General features: G+C 41.4%; 16 protein-coding genes and 1 CRISPR repeat array (1 of these 17 running past the window's edge). Of the genes, 1 reads left to right on the top strand and 15 read right to left on the bottom strand.

What is annotated here, in order from left to right:
• Positions 1-916: a CRISPR direct-repeat array (repeat unit 36 nt; unit sequence GTTTTAGTACTCTCAGAATTTTAGCTACTGTAAAAC) (it extends 305 nt beyond the left edge of the window).
• Between the two features lie 206 nt (positions 917-1,122).
• From ffh to R8923_RS02845, 15 genes are all read right to left on the bottom strand, one after another.
• Entirely contained in the window at positions 1,123-2,481 is a 1,359-nt protein-coding gene (gene ffh, locus R8923_RS02915; RefSeq protein WP_485871262.1) for a signal recognition particle protein, read from the bottom strand.
• 11 nt (positions 2,482-2,492) lie between these two features.
• Entirely contained in the window at positions 2,493-2,825 is a 333-nt protein-coding gene (locus R8923_RS02910) for a putative DNA-binding protein (protein ID WP_485871261.1), read from the bottom strand.
• 99 nt (positions 2,826-2,924) lie between these two features.
• The gene (gene ftsY, locus R8923_RS02905; RefSeq protein WP_485871260.1) at positions 2,925-3,911 is read right to left on the bottom strand and encodes a signal recognition particle-docking protein FtsY; all 987 of its coding nucleotides are present in this window, start codon (positions 3,909-3,911) and stop codon (positions 2,925-2,927) included.
• Between the two features lie 14 nt (positions 3,912-3,925).
• On the bottom strand, positions 3,926-7,486 hold the full coding sequence (smc, locus tag R8923_RS02900) for a chromosome segregation protein SMC (RefSeq protein WP_485871259.1): 3,561 nt from the start codon (positions 7,484-7,486) through the stop codon (positions 3,926-3,928).
• 16 nt (positions 7,487-7,502) lie between these two features.
• Entirely contained in the window at positions 7,503-8,195 is a 693-nt protein-coding gene (gene rnc, locus R8923_RS02895) for a ribonuclease III (RefSeq protein WP_485871258.1), read from the bottom strand.
• 211 nt (positions 8,196-8,406) lie between these two features.
• Positions 8,407-8,640, bottom strand: coding sequence for an acyl carrier protein (locus R8923_RS02890; RefSeq protein WP_007476458.1), 234 nt, complete (start codon positions 8,638-8,640; stop codon positions 8,407-8,409).
• A gap of 75 nt (positions 8,641-8,715) precedes the next feature.
• Complete coding sequence (gene fabG / locus R8923_RS02885) at positions 8,716-9,459, bottom strand: 3-oxoacyl-[acyl-carrier-protein] reductase (protein ID WP_485871257.1); 744 nt, start codon at positions 9,457-9,459, stop codon at positions 8,716-8,718.
• A complete protein-coding gene (gene fabD, locus R8923_RS02880) occupies positions 9,456-10,394 on the bottom strand; it encodes an ACP S-malonyltransferase (protein ID WP_485871256.1) in 939 nt (312 codons plus the stop codon). Before fabD ends, fabG begins: the two co-directional genes overlap by 4 nt.
• The gene (plsX, locus tag R8923_RS02875) at positions 10,391-11,398 is read right to left on the bottom strand and encodes a phosphate acyltransferase PlsX (RefSeq protein ID WP_485871255.1); all 1,008 of its coding nucleotides are present in this window, start codon (positions 11,396-11,398) and stop codon (positions 10,391-10,393) included. The genes fabD and plsX overlap by 4 nt, the downstream gene beginning before the upstream one ends.
• A gap of 5 nt (positions 11,399-11,403) precedes the next feature.
• A complete protein-coding gene (fapR, locus tag R8923_RS02870; RefSeq protein WP_485871254.1) occupies positions 11,404-11,985 on the bottom strand; it encodes a transcription factor FapR in 582 nt (193 codons plus the stop codon).
• 154 nt (positions 11,986-12,139) lie between these two features.
• Entirely contained in the window at positions 12,140-14,188 is a 2,049-nt protein-coding gene (gene recG / locus R8923_RS02865) for an ATP-dependent DNA helicase RecG (RefSeq protein WP_485871253.1), read from the bottom strand.
• On the bottom strand, positions 14,181-15,071 hold the full coding sequence (sdaAA, locus tag R8923_RS02860) for an L-serine ammonia-lyase, iron-sulfur-dependent, subunit alpha (protein ID WP_485871252.1): 891 nt from the start codon (positions 15,069-15,071) through the stop codon (positions 14,181-14,183). The genes recG and sdaAA overlap by 8 nt, the downstream gene beginning before the upstream one ends.
• Positions 15,072-15,095: 24 nt before the next feature.
• The gene (gene sdaAB / locus R8923_RS02855; RefSeq protein ID WP_485871251.1) at positions 15,096-15,758 is read right to left on the bottom strand and encodes an L-serine ammonia-lyase, iron-sulfur-dependent subunit beta; all 663 of its coding nucleotides are present in this window, start codon (positions 15,756-15,758) and stop codon (positions 15,096-15,098) included.
• Between the two features lie 24 nt (positions 15,759-15,782).
• Positions 15,783-17,438: a DAK2 domain-containing protein gene (locus R8923_RS02850; RefSeq protein WP_485871250.1), complete on the bottom strand. Its 1,656-nt coding sequence runs from the start codon at positions 17,436-17,438 to the stop codon at positions 15,783-15,785.
• A gap of 15 nt (positions 17,439-17,453) precedes the next feature.
• On the bottom strand, positions 17,454-17,819 hold the full coding sequence (locus tag R8923_RS02845; protein WP_485871249.1) for an Asp23/Gls24 family envelope stress response protein: 366 nt from the start codon (positions 17,817-17,819) through the stop codon (positions 17,454-17,456).
• A gap of 295 nt (positions 17,820-18,114) precedes the next feature.
• On the opposite strand from R8923_RS02845, the gene rpmB reads away from it, so the two are divergent.
• Positions 18,115-18,303 (top strand): 50S ribosomal protein L28, encoded by a 189-nt coding sequence (gene rpmB / locus R8923_RS02840; RefSeq protein WP_007476439.1) that lies wholly within the window; start codon positions 18,115-18,117, stop codon positions 18,301-18,303.
• Positions 18,304-18,460 lie beyond the last annotated feature (157 nt).

The raw sequence follows: 18,460 nt of genomic DNA, 5'->3' as shown, positions 1-18,460 counted from the left end.
GCGGGGTAGTAGTATTGTCGTTTATGTTTTAGTACTCTCAGAATTTTAGCTACTGTAAAACCCCGCCACAGTTAGCCAATACACAAACTTGTTTTAGTACTCTCAGAATTTTAGCTACTGTAAAACCAATATTATGATATATTATTTTTTGCAATGTTTTAGTACTCTCAGAATTTTAGCTACTGTAAAACTTCATAATTTCATATCGACTCTTCCTAATTGTTTTAGTACTCTCAGAATTTTAGCTACTGTAAAACTTAGAAAAGAAATTGCGTTCCGAATACTTCGTTTTAGTACTCTCAGAATTTTAGCTACTGTAAAACATAAAACAGGAGGAAAAAAGGTAGGTGACAGTTTTAGTACTCTCAGAATTTTAGCTACTGTAAAACAAAGAGTTTTGTCAAGAAGCGACAAAAGGCGTTTTAGTACTCTCAGAATTTTAGCTACTGTAAAACTTTTTTTGCCAACGTAACATCATTGGTTTCGTTTTAGTACTCTCAGAATTTTAGCTACTGTAAAACTTCTGGTACGATGGAGTACTTTATCCCTGTGTTTTAGTACTCTCAGAATTTTAGCTACTGTAAAACCCTATATTCATAAAACATGGCCGCAACAAGTTTTAGTACTCTCAGAATTTTAGCTACTGTAAAACTTTTGTCTAAAAGAGGTAAAATGTCTTCTGGTTTTAGTACTCTCAGAATTTTAGCTACTGTAAAACCACTTAGCGCATATCTAACCGCAGGCATTAGTTTTAGTACTCTCAGAATTTTAGCTACTGTAAAACCAAAAAAATAGAATTATGTGGTGCGAGCGAGTTTTAGTACTCTCAGAATTTTAGCTACTGTAAAACTTATTTAAGAACGCACAAAATAGAACGGGCGTTTTAGTACTCTCAGATTTTTAGCTACTGTAAAGCATAACTGAGTTGTCCCATTATGATAACTCAGTTTTAGCACTTTTAGAACTTTAACAAAAAGTGGGGCGTTTGCTCGTACAAGCAGAAAGAGTTTGGAACAGCAAAAAAAGAACCGAAAACAGGGCAAGGCTCATTTTTAGAAATGGGTCTTGCCTTGTTTTCGGTTCTTTTATATTGTTGTTTTTTTCTTACTGATTCCTAACTTCCTAAAACGGCATTTTAAAATTGCCAAATGGATTTTTTCCTTTTTTGCCTTTTCCGCCCATGCCCCCGGACATTTGTTTCATCATTTTTTTCATTTCATTAAATTGTTTAAGGAGGCGATTGATTTCTTGGATTGGACGACCGCTCCCTCTTGCAATTCGTTTTCTGCGACTTGCGTTAATGATGTCTGGATTATCTTTTTCCATTTTTGTCATTGATTTAATGATGGCTTCGATGTGACCGAGTTGCTTATCGTCTACTTGCATATTATCAAGGCCCTTCATTTTGTTAGCGCCGGGTAGCATCTTCAGGAGTTCATCAAGCGGGCCCATTTGCTTCACTTGTCCAAGTTGCTCAAGGAAATCATCAAGCGTCATGGAGTTTTCTTTCATTTTGCGCTCCATTTCACGCATTTTTTCCTGATCCACATCAACTTGTGCTTTTTCAATAAGAGAAAGAACGTCACCCATTCCTAAAATCCGTGAAGCCATTCGGTCTGGATGGAAGGTTTCAAGGGCTTCCATTTTTTCTCCCATACCAACAAATTTGATTGGCTTGCCTGTCACGGCACGAATCGAAAGCGCTGCACCGCCTCTTGTATCGCCGTCTAGTTTAGTTAGGACGACACCGGTTACGCCGAGCTGTTCATTGAAACTTTCTGCGACGTTCACCGCATCTTGACCCGTCATGGAATCCACAACAAGGAGAATTTCGGCTGGGTTTGCCACTTCTTTGACATTTTTTAGTTCACCCATCAATTCGGCGTCGATGTGAAGACGACCGGCTGTATCGATGATGACATAATCTAAATGTTCTTCTTTTGCTTTTTCAATCGCTTGTTTTGCTATTTCAACAGGGCTTACTTGATCCCCTAAGGAGAAAACGGGGATGTTCAGTTGTTTGCCTAGTGTTTCAAGCTGTTTAATTGCTGCTGGACGATAGATGTCTGCTGCTACTAGAAGCGGTTTGCGATTTTGTTTTTTGCGGAGTAAGTTTGCCAATTTCCCGGTTGTCGTCGTTTTACCGGCACCTTGGAGACCGACCATCATCACAACAGTTGGCGACTTTTCGGCAACGGCGATTTTACTTTCCTCACCGCCCATTAAATTCGTTAATTCTTCTTGGACAATTTTAATCACTTGTTGGCCTGGTGTTAGGCTTTTCATTACATCTTGACCAACTGATCGTTCACTGACTGTTTTAATAAAGTTTTTGACAACCTTAAAGTTAACGTCTGCCTCAAGTAAGGCTAAACGGACTTCGCGCATCATTTCTTTTACATCTTGTTCGGAAACTTTTCCTTTTCCACGGATTTTATTCATCGTTTCTTGAAGTCTGCCTGCTAATCCTTCAAAAGCCATCTTTTTTCCTCCTAATCGATTTCTTTTAATTCTGTTATCATTCGTTCGATATTTTTATCAAAAAAAGGTTCTTTTTTGAGTTGTTCGGAAAGTTTTGTAAGAAGTTCCTCACGGCGAATATATTTTTCTAACATGCCTAGTTTTTTTTCGTAGTTTTCGAGTCCTTCTTCAGTTCGCTTAATATTGTCGTAAACGGCTTGACGGCTTACTTCAAACTCTTCAGCGATTTCACCAAGAGAGAAATCATCTAAATAATAGAGTGAAATATAGGCTTTTTGTTTTTCGGTGAGTAAACCTTGGTAAAAATCAAATAGTAAATTCATTCGAGTCGTTTTATCGAACAAGCGAAACACCTCTTTCTCCCTTTTTAGATTACGTGTTTAGTCAAAGAATGTCAACTAAACAGATGAAAAATGCGACCTCAGAATTAGGCCGCATTTTGATTATTTTTCTGCATCGATGACATCGGCGAAAAGTCCATAAACATATTCGTTTGCATCAAAGGTCTTAAGGTCGTGGATGCCTTCACCGAGTCCGACGAATTTAACGGGTATCGCGAGTTCATTTCGAATGGCGATGACAATGCCGCCTTTAGCGGTGCCATCTAATTTTGTCAATACGATTCCAGATACATCTGTCGCCTCTTTAAATTGCTTCGCTTGAACAAAAGCGTTTTGCCCTGTTGTCGCATCCAAGACGAGCAATACTTCATGTGGCGCATTTGGAATTTCACGAGTAATGACACGCTTCACTTTTTCGAGCTCATTCATTAGGTTGACCTTATTTTGAAGTCGGCCTGCCGTGTCGCAAAGTAAAATATCGGCATTTTTTGCCTTAGCGGATTGTACCGCATCAAAAATCACTGCTGCTGGATCGCCGCCTTCAGCGTGTTTGATTATATCAACGCCTGCGCGTTCGCTCCAAACTTCAAGCTGGTCAATTGCACCTGCACGGAAAGTATCTCCTGCAGCAAGCACTATTTTTTTACCTTCTTCTTTATATTTATGCGCTAGCTTACCAATTGTAGTCGTTTTCCCAACGCCGTTCACACCGACAAATAAAATAACAGTTAAGCCATCATTTTGCACGTTAATTCGCGCATCAAACGCCTCTTCCCCTTCATAAATCGCAACAAGTTTCTCAACAATAACTTCTTGCACTTCTTTTGGATCACTAATATTGCGCAATTTCACCTCATGTTTCAGCTGGTCAACAAGTTCCATCACCGTTTCAAAACCAACATCAGCACCAATTAAAACCTCTTCAATATCTTCGAAAAAGTCATCATCAACTTTACGGTAGCGCGCCATAATTTCATTTAATTTTCCTGAAAAACTTTTACGCGTTTTGCTTAAACCTTCTTTATATTTCTCGGTCGTTTCCTCGCTTTGACCAGTCATTTTTTCTTTTAATTTTTTAAAAAAAGTCATCGCTTTGTTCTCCTTTACTTAATTAATTCTGCGGTTTCCTCCAGACGAACAGAAACAAGTTTTGAGACACCAGATTCTTGCATCGTCACGCCATAAAGAACATCGGCTTCTTCCATTGTTCCTTTGCGGTGTGTAATGACAATAAATTGCGTATCCGCTTCGAAATTTTTCAGATAGCGACTAAAGCGCGTCACATTTGCCTCATCTAGAGCTGCCTCAACTTCATCCAAAATACAAAACGGTACCGGACGAACGCGAATAATCGCGAAAAGTAAGGCAATGGCAGTTAGCGCACGTTCTCCGCCAGAGCGGAGCGATAAATTTTGCAACTTCTTACCAGGAGGTTGCGCCACGATATCAATTCCCGTCGTCAATAAATCTTCCGGATTAAGTAGCACTAGCTCCGCGCGACCACCACCAAAAAGCTCAGGGAAAGTAATGGTAAACTCATGTTTAATTGCCTCAAAACTCTCACCAAAACGCTTTTTCACTTCCTCATCCATTTCATCCATGACTTGAAAAAGTGTTTCTTTCGCATTTAATAAGTCCTCTTGTTGCCCAGTTAAGAACGTGTGGCGCTCATTGATACGGTCAAATTCTTCAATCGCACCAATGTTTACAACGCCAAGCTCATCGATGGAACGTTTTAACAATCGCACCTTGCTTCTAAGAGCTTCTATATCAAACTCATCGATACATTTTTCTTTGGCCGCTTCCGGCGTCAGCATGTATGCCTCTTGTAAACGCTCCGTGCGGTTTCTAACATCTACTTCCGCTTTCCCAATTTGGATTTCGGCTTTATTTTTTTGCTCTAAATAAAAACTCGCTTGATTATTCTTCTCCGCGATACGCGCTTCCAAATCAGCAATTTCCACCTGAAGTTCGGCTTTTTTTCGGTTTAGCGTTTCAATTTGCTTCGCTAGTGCTTCTTTTTGTGACCTCATACGTTCAATTTGCTCACTTGCTTCCGTTTCGCTCGTTAAGACGCTTGTCAAATTATCTTTTAATGCGAGCAATTTATTTTCGAGTTCTTCTTTTTGCAAGTAATTTTCGTGCAGCGTTTCCTCGACACGACTTACGTCCGTTTTGGCCTGCTCAAATTCCGATTTCTGCACCGCAATTTTTGCTTTCAAATTGGATAGCGTTTCCTCGTCAGATTTCAATTTACTTTCTGCCACTTTGCTTGCTTCAATCATGCTGGCAATTTCGGCGTCCATTTCGGTAATTTCCGCCTCAATATCTGTATTTTTCTGTTCTAGTTCAGCTTTTTTCGCCTCTAAGCGTTTTTTCTCATCGGCCGATTCTTGTGTTTCTAAATCGTACAAGGAGAGTTGCTGATTCAGGCGTTCTAGTGCTTCTTGTTCGCGTGCGCGCTTGCCTAAAAGTTCTTGTTCGCGAAGTCGTAAATTTTCACCAACTAAGCGGGTTTCCTCTAGCTCGTCTTGTTTTTTGCGCAAACTTTCCTTCAAATTTTTAACAACCATTTCTTGTTCATGTGTTACACTTTCGAAATCAGCGATGGTCTTAACGAGCGCTTCAAGCTCACTTTTGCGTGTGATGATAGATGATTTGCCTTGTTTTGTCGCCCCACCTGTCATTGAACCGCCAGCATTTACGACATCGCCATCTAGTGTGACGACGCGGTAGCGGTAAGAAATAAGTTTTGCAAGTTGGTTAGCACCTTTTAAGTCTTTTGCGAGAATTGTTGTGCCTAGTGCATTTAAAATAACTGGCTCAATTTTTGTATCATAACTAACCACATCACTCGCTAAAGCAATAAAGGATGGCTGGTTTTGAAGCATATTTCGTGTAGCTTCTGGCAAATTACGCGGTTGAATCGTAGAAAGTGGTAAGAATGTGGCGCGTCCAGCTCGCATTTTTTTTAAAAAGCCGATTCCAGCACGCGCTGCCTCATCGCTTTCCGTCACAATATTTTGCGCACTCGCAGAAAGTGCGATTTCAAGTGCCTTCTGATATTTTTCTGGAATTTCAATGAGTTCAATTAAGGCTCCAATAATGCCTGGAAGTTCATGTTTTGCTTTTAAAACTTCACGCACGCCTTGATAAAAGCCAGCATAGTCATCTGCTAGTTCTTCAAGCGTTTCTTTACGGGATTTCATTTGTTGCACTTTTTCATACTGGCGATATAAATCACGTTCGCTCGTTTCAAAACGAGCATTTTGTTTTGAAAGGGTCGCCTTTACTTCCTGATAAATTTCGAGTTGTTCGTTTAATGCCTCTTTCAGCTCACTAAGCGCCTTGTTCGTTTCATTTTCCGCCGCATTTAAATCCGTACGCCCCGTTAAATGTTTCTTATTTTCATTTTCAAGCTTTTCTAACCGTGCCTCCATTTGCGCAAACTCACGGTCGATGTAGCCTAGATCGTTTCGAATTGTCGTCTGTTCATATTTTAATTCAAATAAATCACTCTTACGGCTCTCAATCGCCTCTTCTGAAACGTCTGCGTATTGCTCCATTTTTTTCGTGATGGAAGCTTCTTCTTCTGACATAACGCGGAAAGCCGTTTCTTTCGTGAGGAGCGCCTCTTGGAGCACTTGTTTTTGTTCCTCAAGCGTTTCGATTTTAGCCTGAATAAGCTCGAGCGTTTCCGCATGCGCTAGCTCATTTTCATTTCCGTGCTTTTTACGCTCTAAAAATAAATTCCGCTCACCCTCAAGCTGCTCAAGCCGCTCTGTTGTCGTTAAAAGTTCCTCTCGACTCACTTCAAGCGTTTCTTCCATTTTATGAAGCACTTCTTTTCGTTCAAAAGCGCTTGTTTCTAGTTCACTTGTTTCTTCCCGAAGCGAAATAAGCGCCGTCTGATTTTCCTGGAAATTCGTACGCCACGAACTAAGCGTTTCTGTAATTGATTCAATTTCCGAACTTAAAAGTGTGACTTCAAATTTTTCGAGCTCCTCCACTTGATACAAATAATCCTTTGCAATCGAGGCTTGCATTTCAAGCGGTTCTAGTTGCCCATCTAATTCATATAAAATATCTTGCACGCGATTTAAATTTTCTTCAGTTTCAAATAATTTGTTTTCCGCTTGTTTTTTGCGATTTTTATACTTCAAAACACCAGCTGCCTCTTCAAAAATTGAACGGCGCTCTTCTGGTTTACTATTTAAAATTTCGTCAATTTTGCCTTGTGAAATAATCGACATCGATTCACGCCCAAGACCAGAGTCCATGAATAAATCGACAATATCTTTTAAACGACAGCTTTGTTTGTTAATCAAAAATTCGCTATCGCCGTTTCGATAAATCCGCCGCGTCACATAGACTTCACTATATTCAAGCGGTAAAAAATGATCATTGTTATCTAAAACGAGGGAAACTTCCGCAAAATTAATTGGCTTGCGGGTATCACTACCCGCAAAAATGACATCGCCCATCCGGCCGCCGCGTAAACTTTTCGCAGATTGCTCACCAAGAACCCAGCGAATAGCTTCTGTAATATTACTTTTCCCACTTCCGTTTGGACCAACAACTGCTGTCATCCCTGGCACAAAATCAATCGCCACTTTGTCAGCAAACGATTTAAAGCCATTCATTTCAAGTCGTTTTAAAAGCACGCAAGAATCCCCCTTCCTAGTTGGCGCGCAAAACTTGCCGTATTGCAAACTCTGCTGCATTTTGCTCTGCCTGTTTTTTTGTTCGCCCCGTCCCTTTCCCGAGGACTTGCCCGTTCACAACAACTTGCGCTTCAAACGCTTTGTTATGAGCTGGACCTGTTTCGTCTAAAATATCATATTGAATAAGGACGTCGCGGTCCCGCTGCACAATTTCCTGCAACTGCGTCTTAAAATCAACCGTTTGCATATAAATGCCTGTATCGATTTTTGGAAAAACAAGTCGTTCTAAAAAGCGAATAACCGCCTGAATTCCATTATCCAAATAAAGCGCGCCGATAAAGGACTCAAAAACGTCAGCGAGGAGTGCGGGTCTTGTTCTGCCTCCCGCTTTTTCTTCTCCTTTTCCTAAACGAATGTACTTCGAAAAATGAACCATCTCAGCAAATTCTACGAGCGACGGCTCGCATACGATTGCGGCGCGCATTTTCGTCATTTGCCCTTCTGCCATATCCGGATATTTTTTAAATAAATAATCAGAAACGGTCAGTTCTAGTACCGCATCGCCTAGAAACTCCAGTCTCTCGTTATCTTGTAATTTTTCATGTCTATGTTCGTTCACATAAGAAGAGTGCGTAAAGGCTGTTTGTAAAAGCGCTACATTTGAAAAATCAAACCCCACACTTTCTTGTAATTCTTCCCATTTATTCATGAATTTGCTCCTCTCCGCATATTCTGATGAAGCGGCATCCGCCGTCTCCCCAGAATTTGACGTAAAATTGACAAGTTCATTTTCTAAACAGCTTAAATTTAGCTGCTTAGAAAATGAACCTCACTCGAAAAAGAGGCTGCCTAAAATCGATTTGCTCTTGCCGAGGCCTGAACAAAGCGACTAAGACACCCTCATTTATCTCGTCACATTATTATGCATTTGCCTCTATGTACTTCACTGCGTCACCAACTGTAGCAATTTCAGCAGCGTCGTCATCAGAGATTTCAACTCCAAATTCGTCTTCAAGTTCCATTACAAGTTCAACAACGTCTAGGGAATCAGCACCTAAATCGTCTTTGAAGGAAGCTTCTAAAGTTACTTTGGATTCTTCGACGCCTAAACGGTCAACGATGATTTTTGTAACTTTTTCCAATACTTCTGCCATTATTACTTCACCTCCCTCCAAGTATTATAAAGTATTTCACGCGTGGCGTAAACTATTATTTTCGCACCGCCCCATTTACATGCTCATACCGCCATCAACTGAAAGGACTTGTCCAGTAATATAACTCGATTCATCACTCGCCAAAAATTTCACTGCATTTGCAATATCTTTCGTTTTCCCGTATGCACCAAGTGGAATTTGCGTAAGCATAAGCTCTTTTGTGTTTTCATCTAGTTCGCTTGTCATTTCGGTTTCGATAAAACCAGGTGCGACAGCGTTGACGTTAATACCTCTTGGCGCCAGTTCACGCGCAGTCGTTTTCGTGAGACCAATCATACCCGCCTTACTTGCTACGTAGTTTGCTTGGCCAGCGTTACCGATAATCCCAACGACCGAAGCCATGTTGATGATTTTTCCAGCGCGCTGTTTCATCATTGTACGTGTAACAGCTTTCGTACAAAGAAATGTTCCTTTCAAGTTGATGTTTATCACATCGTCCCATTCTTGCTCTTTCATACGCATGAGTAAATTATCGCGTGTAATTCCGGCGTTATTGACCAAAATGTCAATACGACCAAAACGATTTGTCACTTCTTTAAAGAAAGCTTGCACTTCTTCTTCGTTAGAAACATCAGCCTTCATTGCTTCTGCTTCAACACCAAACTCACTAACTAAATCTAATGTTTCTTTCGCCGCATCAGCACGACCGCCGTAGTTAAAGAAAATATTTGCGCCTTCTTTTGCGAGCGCCAAAACAATTTCGCGACCAATGCCTCGTGAGCCGCCCGTTACAACGGCAACTTTTCCTTTTAATGTCATGCCAATTCCCCCTTTAGTGCTTGCGCAACTTCTTGAACACTAGACGCATCTCCTGCTGCAAGAACCGTTACGTCGCGATTAATTTTTTTAATTAAACCAGAAACGACTTTTCCAGCTCCAATTTCAACAAATGTATCTACGCCGTTTTCAATGAGGGCAAGAATGGTTTGTTCCCATTTCACTGGTGAATAAATTTGTGCGACTAGTTTCTCATGTAAATCTGCTTCATTTGTCGTAAAGGCCACATCCACGTTATTCACAACTGGAATATGCCCTGTTTTAAATGTTACTTGTTCTAAAACAGCGCCAAATTTTTCAGCTGCTGGCTTCATAAGCGCCGAATGAAATGGCCCACTTACAGCAAGTGGCAAGACACGTTTTGCACCGCGCTCCTTAAGACGCGTCGAAGCTTCTTCTATACCTGCTGCCGTACCAGAAATAACAATTTGTCCCGGACAATTATAATTTGCAATTTGAACGGGCTCACTAATTTCAGCAAGCTCGTTAGAAATGGCTTCTGCATCAAGACCTAGTACCGCTGCCATCGCACCAGCGCCGTTTGGAACTGCCGCTTCCATCAATTTTCCGCGTTCATGAACTAAAAATGCCGCGTCTGCCGCGTCTAAAAATCCGGCCGCAACAAGCGCGCTATATTCTCCAAGGCTATGCCCCGCAACAAAATCAGCTTTCACACCATAGGTTTCAAGTGCACGTAAAATCGCAACACTTGTTGAAACTAGAGCGGGCTGTGCATTTTCTGATTTTGTTAACCGTTCAATTGGACCTTCTGTAATGATGTCTGTTAACGAAAATCCTAGTTTCGCATCCACAGCATCATATATGTGTTTTGCTTCTGGATATGCCGCTGCTACATCCATACCCATCCCTACTTTTTGTGACCCTTGTCCTGGAAATACAAATGCAATTTTACTCATGACTCGCTTCCTCCTAATTTCCCTTTATCGATTTCGGCTTTAATTGTGCCAACCATATCTTTTTGTACCATATCACGTGCTTGGCGAATCGTTGTGAAAATTCCGTGCGCATTAGACGAGCCGTGCGCCTTAATCACTGGAGCTGATACGCCGAAAAGACACGCCCCGCCGTATTCACTATAATCCATTTTCGCTTTCAATTCGAGCAAGTCCTTTTTAAGTACGCCTGCTGCGAGTTTATTTTTAAATCCGTTCATCAAACTCATTTTTAGCATTGAGAAAAATGCTGCTCCGGTGCCTTCAAGGCTTTTTAAAACCATGTTGCCCGTGAAACCGTCTGTTACAACGACATCCGCCACATCCATAAGCAAGTCACGTGACTCAATGTTCCCAACGAAGTTATACGCCGTTTGCTCTTTCATGAGCGCAAACGCTTTTTTCGTTAACTCATTCCCTTTTGTTTCTTCCGTACCAATATTTAGCAACCCGATGCGCGGACGTTCGATTTTCCTTACATTTTCCGCATAAACCGAACCCATCAGCCCAAACTGCAACAAGTGCTCTGGCTTCGCCTCTGAGTTTGCACCAAGGTCAAGCATCACAAACCCTTTTCCACTTATTGTTGGTAAAGTTGGGGCTAGTGCTGGGCGATCGATGCCCTTGATTCGTCCAATGACGAAAAGACCAGTTGACATAAGCGCGCCAGTATTCCCAGCTGAAATACAAGCATCTGCTAAACCGTCTTTTACAGCTTGCGCCGCAAGCACCATCGAAGAATTTTTTTTACGTTTGACAGCCCGCACTGGTTCATCATCGCTTTCAATTTTTTCATTTGTATGTATGATTTCTACGCGCGTTTTATCTGTCAAAAATTCTAAAATTTGTTTTTCATCACCAAAAAGTAGAAACTCAAGATCTTTAAATTGGGCTACTGCACGCATGACTCCGAGAACAATTTCTTTTGGTGCATTGTCACCGCCCATTGCATCGATTGCTATTTTCATTGTCGTCAGTCCTTTTTATTTTTTTCAGTGGCGTGATACATTTCAAATTTTCCTTTTAAAATGATTTCATCACCCACATAACTTTTCACATCTACAATTGTGATGGATCTTTCGTTTGTCTGCGGTCTGACCGTTGCCTTTGCAATCACTCGCTCGCCTTGTTTAACTTGACGAACGAACCTCACGGTCGCTTGCGTTGTGAGCGCTAGATCATTTGGAATGACCGCTGTCGCGAGTGAATTAGCTTGCGCGAACAAATGATGACCACGCGCAATTTGATTTCTTTTAAAAACGTGTTCCGAGCTTACATCAAATAATGAAATGGCACTTTTGCTTGGTTTAATGTCAATAATCTCACCAATAACTTCATCAAGCGGGATACTTTTCACAGAATCTGAGTAGTTTTCGCTTGCAACATGTTTGATGCGCTCACGAAGTTCTGGGATAGAGAGCGCCACGCGGTCAAGACGGATGGTTTGCACACTAACATCAAATTTTATGGCAAGTTCCTCGTCCGTAATAAACGGATTGGATTCTAGCACATCTTGTAACTTTGTTTGCCGCTCTTTCTTTGAATATTTTTTCATTCAGGCTACACATCCCTTTATTTTGTGATACTAATACCTGCTACTAAATTTTGAATAGACCAAAGCCTATTTTGCCAAATACATTCTTTTTGAAAAACTCGTACGCTAATATGTTATAAAAAAAGTGTCTTGCTTGCAAGTTTTTTCTATAATTTTAGTCAAGCTTCTGCTCGGAAAAAACGCCAAGTTCGTCTAAAGTTTCATTCAGCTTCTGGTATTCAGGATTTTCAAGCATATTCTTTTCGTTCATTAAAACGAGGGCATCGGTACGTGCGACTTCTAAAACACGGTAGTCATGTACCATATCTGCAACTTTAAATTCCGGAATACCACTTTGTTTCTTGCCGAAAAAGTCGCCTGGTCCGCGCAGCTCTAGGTCGCGTTCACTAAGAACAAAACCGTCATTTGTTTCGGTCATGATGGTCATACGTTCTTTTCCAATTTCCGTTTTAGGGTCGGCAAGAAGAATACAATACGACTGACTCTCGCCACGACCGACACGACCGCGCAATTGGTGAAGCTGTGATAAGCCGAAGCGGTCTGCATCATAAATGACCATCATTGTCGCGTTAGGTACGTTTACACCGACTTCTACAACTGTGGTGGACACGAGGCAATCTATTTTTTTATCATAAAAAGCTCGCATAAGCGCTTCTTTGTCACTCGGCAACAACTTACCGTGCATGAGTCCTGGCGTATAGCGACCGCGCCATTTGTTTTGTAATAAATTATAAAAATCAACAGCGTTTTGCACATCTAATTTTTCCGACTCTTCGATGAGCGGACAAATAACATACGCTTGATGTCCTTTTTTGATTTCTTTTTCAATAAAGCCGATAATACGCTCTAGCATATCATGTTTAACCCAAAATGTTTCAATATTTTTTCGTCCTGCTGGCAGTTCATCGATAATGGAAACATCCATTTCACCAAAAGCCGTAATCGCAAGCGTCCGTGGAATTGGGGTTGCTGTCATAAAGAGCACGTCTGGATACTCGCCTTTTTCACGAAGAATTCGCCGCTGGTCTACACCGAAACGATGCTGTTCATCGGTAATGACAAGACCAAGGCGGTGATAAATCACTTCATCTTGAATGAGTGCGTGAGTCCCGACTAAAATATCAATTTTACCTGTTTCAAGTAAAGCTAGTAATTCTCTGCGCTTTTTACCCGTCACACTACTCGTCAAAAGTCCGACCGTTATATCAAATGGCTGGAGTAACGAAACAAGCGAATCTGCATGCTGTTCAGCGAGGATTTCCGTAGGTACCATGAGCGCACTTTGAAAACCACTTTTTGCTGCCGCAAACATCGCAATACTTGCCACTACCGTTTTTCCCGAGCCCACATCCCCTTGAAGGAGGCGGTTCATATGCAAGTGCGATTTTAAATCTCCACAAATTTCATTCACCACGCGCTTTTGAGCATTAGTTAGCGGAAATGGTAGCGCATCAATATATGCCCGCAATTCTTCAACATTGTAATCAATCTGAATCCCACCCGAACGCTCGCGCTCAATTTTACGAAAGTACTGCATCTTCAATTGAAAAAGCAAAAATTCTTCGTATACCATACGGCGACGCGCCTGCTTTAAATCGTCATCACTTGTTGGAAAATGGAGTTTTGAAACCGCCTCATAGCGGCCGATTAGTTGGTACTTATCAAGCAATTCTTGCGGTAAGATTTCTTCAATGTCACGTCCAAAAAGCGAAAACGCATTCTTCACATGTTTTTGAATCGTTTTGTTACGCATACTCCCCTTTAACCTGTAGACACCTTCCAAGCTTTCTTCGGCTGATTTTTGTCCGCTTTGAAATTTGCTAGCCGTAATTTGCGCCCGGTTCTTATCCCATTTCCCTGAAATTGTGACCGCATCTCCAAGTGTCACCTTGCTTTTTAAATAGGGCTGGTTAAAAAAGTCGATTTTTAAAATTTGGCCGTCTGCCGATAAACGAAACGATAGCTTTGATTTTTTTCGACCATAAAAAGCAACGGTTGGTTCGGTTAAAACTTCGCCATAAACGGTGATACGACTCCCATTCTCTACGACGGACAAATCCCGCATGCGATAGTCTTCATACCGATACGGGAAGTTCCAAAGTAAATCATATATCGTTTGGATGCCGAGCTCGCGAAATGTTTTCGCCGTTTCTTCCCCAATGCCTTTTAGTTCTGTGAGTGGAATGCGCGAAAGTTTACTCACCAATTCCTTCTGGCGACAGGCCGAAAATTTTCGCTTGAATCATTCGACCGGTTGGAGTTGCCGCCAATCCTCCTTCTGCTGTTTCTCTTAAGCTACTCGGCATTTGAAGACCCACGCGGTGCATTGCTTCAATCACTTCATCACACGGAATTCGGCTCTCAATTCCTGCTAGTGCCATATCGGCTGAAATAATCGCTTGTGAGGAGCCGAGCGCATTTCGTTTGACGCAAGGTACTTCTACAAGTCCAGCAACTGGATCACATACAAGGCCTAACATATTTTTCATCGTCATCGCCATCGCATGGGCGGACTGTTCGGGCGTACCGCCGGCCGCTTCAACAACGGCCGCTGAAGCCATCGCACTTGCTGAACCAACTTCTGCTTGACAGCCACCTGCTGCGCCACTTATAAACGCATTGTTTGCCACAACAAAACCAAATGCACCTGCTGTAAATAAAAAGTTTATCATTTGTTCGTGCGTTAACTTGAGGCGACTCTTTACCGCAAATAGAACGCCTGGCACAACACCAGCGCTTCCAGCTGTTGGCGTTGCACAAATAATCCCCATCGCGGCGTTTACTTCATTTGTCGCAATCGCCTTGGCAACAGAATCTAAGAGCACCTCTCCGGATAAAAACTGTCCTTTTTGGATATACTCTTTCATTAAGACGGCATCACCGCCAGTTAATCCTGTAGTGGATTGTACACCTTTTTCGCCTTCCAAAATGGCGTCTTCCATCACTTGAAGATTTTTTGCCATAGCCGAGATAACTTCCGCACGGCTTAAGCCAGAAACATTCATTTCTCGCTCAATCATAATTTCAGAAATCGGTTTCGCTTCCCGATTTGCTATATCCACGAGTTCTTTCACTGTCCGGAACATCTTATCTAACTCCTTCCAAAAAGCCTACAAAACGATACTCGCCACCTGGAAAATGCCGTCTAGTTTGGCGATTTCAAGCGTGAGTGATTCGTCCACTTGTTGATCGACTTCGATGACCATAAGCGCATCGTCACCTTTTATTTTGCGTGACACTTTCATGGCGCCAATATTAACTTCGTAATCCGCAATAATTTTCGTAACCGAGGCGATGATGCCGAATTTATCTTCATGAAGCACGAGCAGTGCAGGCGCAGTTCCTGTAAATTCCAGTTCAAATTCATTAAGGCGAATAATTTCTACTTTTCCGCCACCAATCGACGCGCCTACTAGCGTCATCTGCTTCATCCCATTTTTAAGCACAAGTTTAACGGTGTTTGGGTGAGGGGCTTCTTCTGTTTCTTCGATAAACTGAATGTGCATGCCCCATTCTTCGGCAAGTTTCCCCGACTCTTTCATGCGCGGATCATCTGGTAAGAAGCCAAGAAGTCCGCCAATGAGCGCCACATCTGTACCATGGCCTTTATATGTTTTGGCAAACGAGCCGTAAAGGTGAATTTCTACTTGGGCTGGTTGTTCGTTAAATACGCTTCTTGCGATGGCGCCAATGCGGCTTGCGCCTGCTGTATGAGAGCTTGACGGGCCAATCATCACCGGACCAATAACATCGAAAACACTATTAAATTTCACAAGGCACCTCTTTTCTTCGCTTCTTTATTCTACTGAAAAAATGTACGGATATACTGGTTGACCGCCTAAATGGATTTCAAATTCTACATCGCTAAATTCTTCTGTAATGCGTGCTTCAATTTTGGCGGCATCGCTTTCTGTTACGCCTTCGCCTAAAATGAATGTCACAATTTCACTATCTTCATCTAACATTAAACGGAGTGTTTCAACCGTTGTATCTTCCAATTTCGCTTGGCTAATTTTAATGTCCCCTTCTACCATACCGATATAATCACCTTTTTGAATGGCCACACCTGAAACGGTCGTATCACGAACTGCCGTTGTCACTTGGCCACTGGCAACATCTTCGATAGCCTCTTTCATTTGTAACACATTCGTTTTGAAATCGGCATCCGCTTGAAACGCTAGCATACTAGCTAACCCTTGTGGAATCGTTTTGGTAGGAATCACTTGAACATGCCTCTCACCAAGAAGTTCCGCCGCCTGATCTGCCGCCATTAAAATGTTTTTATTGTTTGGTAAAACAAAAACTTGTTCCGCATTTGCTGCTTTAATTGCTGCCACGATATCTTCCGTACTTGGATTCATCGTTTGACCGCCTGAAAGTACTATTGCCGCGCCAAGACTTTCAAAAAGAGCTTTCATCCCGTCACCAGCCGACACAGTTACAATTCCAAATGGTGATTTCGGCTCTTCCTTCTCATTTTTCAAAACAATAGCATCGTGTTGTTCGCGCATGTTCTCCACTTTCATTTTGATTAAGCTACCAAACTCTTGACCATAATTAAACACATCACCTGGTCGTTCCGTATGAACATGAACTTTTGCCACCTCATCATCTGAAACAACTAGAAGTGAATCGCCCATCGTGCTTAGGTGATTACGAAACTCCTCTTCATTAAATGTTTTTTGTCCAGGTTTGGATTCATTAATTCGCACCATGATTTCCGTACAATAACCATACGTAATATCATCCGTTGACATGAAATCTTGTACGGATTTATGATGTTCAGCATTTACGAGTTCATTCATGGAAGCCATATAATTAGGCACCTCCATTTTCCCAGTTAAAGCGCCGTAAAACCCTTCATAGATGATCATTAAACCTTGACCACCACTATCTACAACGCCAACCTCTTTTAAAACGGGCAGTAAATTTGGTGTGTTGTCGAGTGCCATTTTACCTTTTGCAATCACTTCTTCCAAAACTCTTTCAATCGTAGCATTTTCCTCTGCAGAAGCTTGTAGACCAGCTTTTGCTGCCTCTCGTGCAACAGTTAAAATTGTCCCCTCAACAGGCTTCATAACCGCTTTATAGGCCGTTTCAACACCTTTTGCGAAGCCTTTTGCAAAGTCTTCAGGTGATAAAGTCTCTTTATTCTCAACTGCTTTTGAAAAACCTCTAAAAAGTTGGGATAAAATAACGCCAGAATTTCCTCGCGCACCCATCAAAAGCCCCTTCGCTAAATTAGCACTGACGGCACTAGCACTTGCTTTGTCATTCGAAGAAACTTCTTTTGCGCCGCTTGTCATTGATAAATTCATATTCGTTCCTGTATCGCCGTCTGGGACAGGGAAAACATTTAAAGAATCAACGAAATCAGCATTTTTTGATAAATTTTCCGCTCCCATCGCAATCATTGTAGCCCATTTTTCTCCATCTAACTGATAAGTATTCAAGTTAAATAATCCTCCTTAGTCCTCGTTTAGCACTTTAACACCCTGTACATAAATATTAACTGAATCAACAATTAAACCGAGTGTCTTTTCTAATGTATATTTGACGCGGTCTTGCACGTTATAGGCTACTTCAGAAATTTTCGTTCCAAAACGGACAATAATGTACATATCAATATGGAGACTATCCTTTTCTTTTCTCACAATAACGCCTTTTGTATAATTTTCTCTTCGTAAAATATCTGTTAAGCCGTCGCGAATTTGGTGCCTGCTCGCCATACCAACAATGCCAAAATTTTCTTCAGCTGCTCCTCCTGCGATTGCTGCAATAACTTCATCTGTAATATCTACTTTGCCAAGTTTTGTTTCTATTTCAAGTGACATTTTAATTCCTCCTCACACAATCTTTTTATTATTTCATTTTAGTTATACGTTTTTATCCATTCGTTTTTATTTTACTATAATCCCCGAGTGATTGAAAGTATCTGTTTCTTCACGTGATTGATTTCAAGCGGAGCTACTGTCAAGTAAAAAATCTTTGCACTAATTTCGCGCAAACACTTGCAAGAAAGAGTTAGATATGATAAATTATTCTAGTGTATGAAATTAACAAAAGATGTTTTCTGTCTGTCTTGATATAAACGTCTTATGAGAACTTCTGGTAAGGAGGGGTTAAGTTATGGCAAAAGAATGCGTAATTACAGGTCGTAAATCTCGTTCTGGTAACCGTCGCTCGCATGCGATGAATTCAAGCAAACGTACTTGGAAAGCTAATCTTCAAAAGGTTCGTATCCTCGTAAATGGTAAACCTAAAAGAGTTTGGGTTTCTACTCGTGCGCTTAAATCTGGTAAAGTAGAACGCGTTTAATTTTAGCTTGTAGAAAAATTTAAAGTTTGCGCAAGACAATGTGTTCCGTGCAAAATCTGAGGTGTAGCGATGTAAATCGCTACATTTTTTTTACCTTTTAAAAACCCAACTTTCATTAAATCTACGTCAGTTTACAAATTGGCGCGATTTTATGAAA

Source organism: Listeria tempestatis, assembly GCF_963575625.1.
Classification (GTDB): Bacteria; Bacillota; Bacilli; order Lactobacillales; family Listeriaceae; genus Listeria; species Listeria tempestatis.
This window is presented reverse-complemented; position numbering and strand designations above follow the sequence as displayed.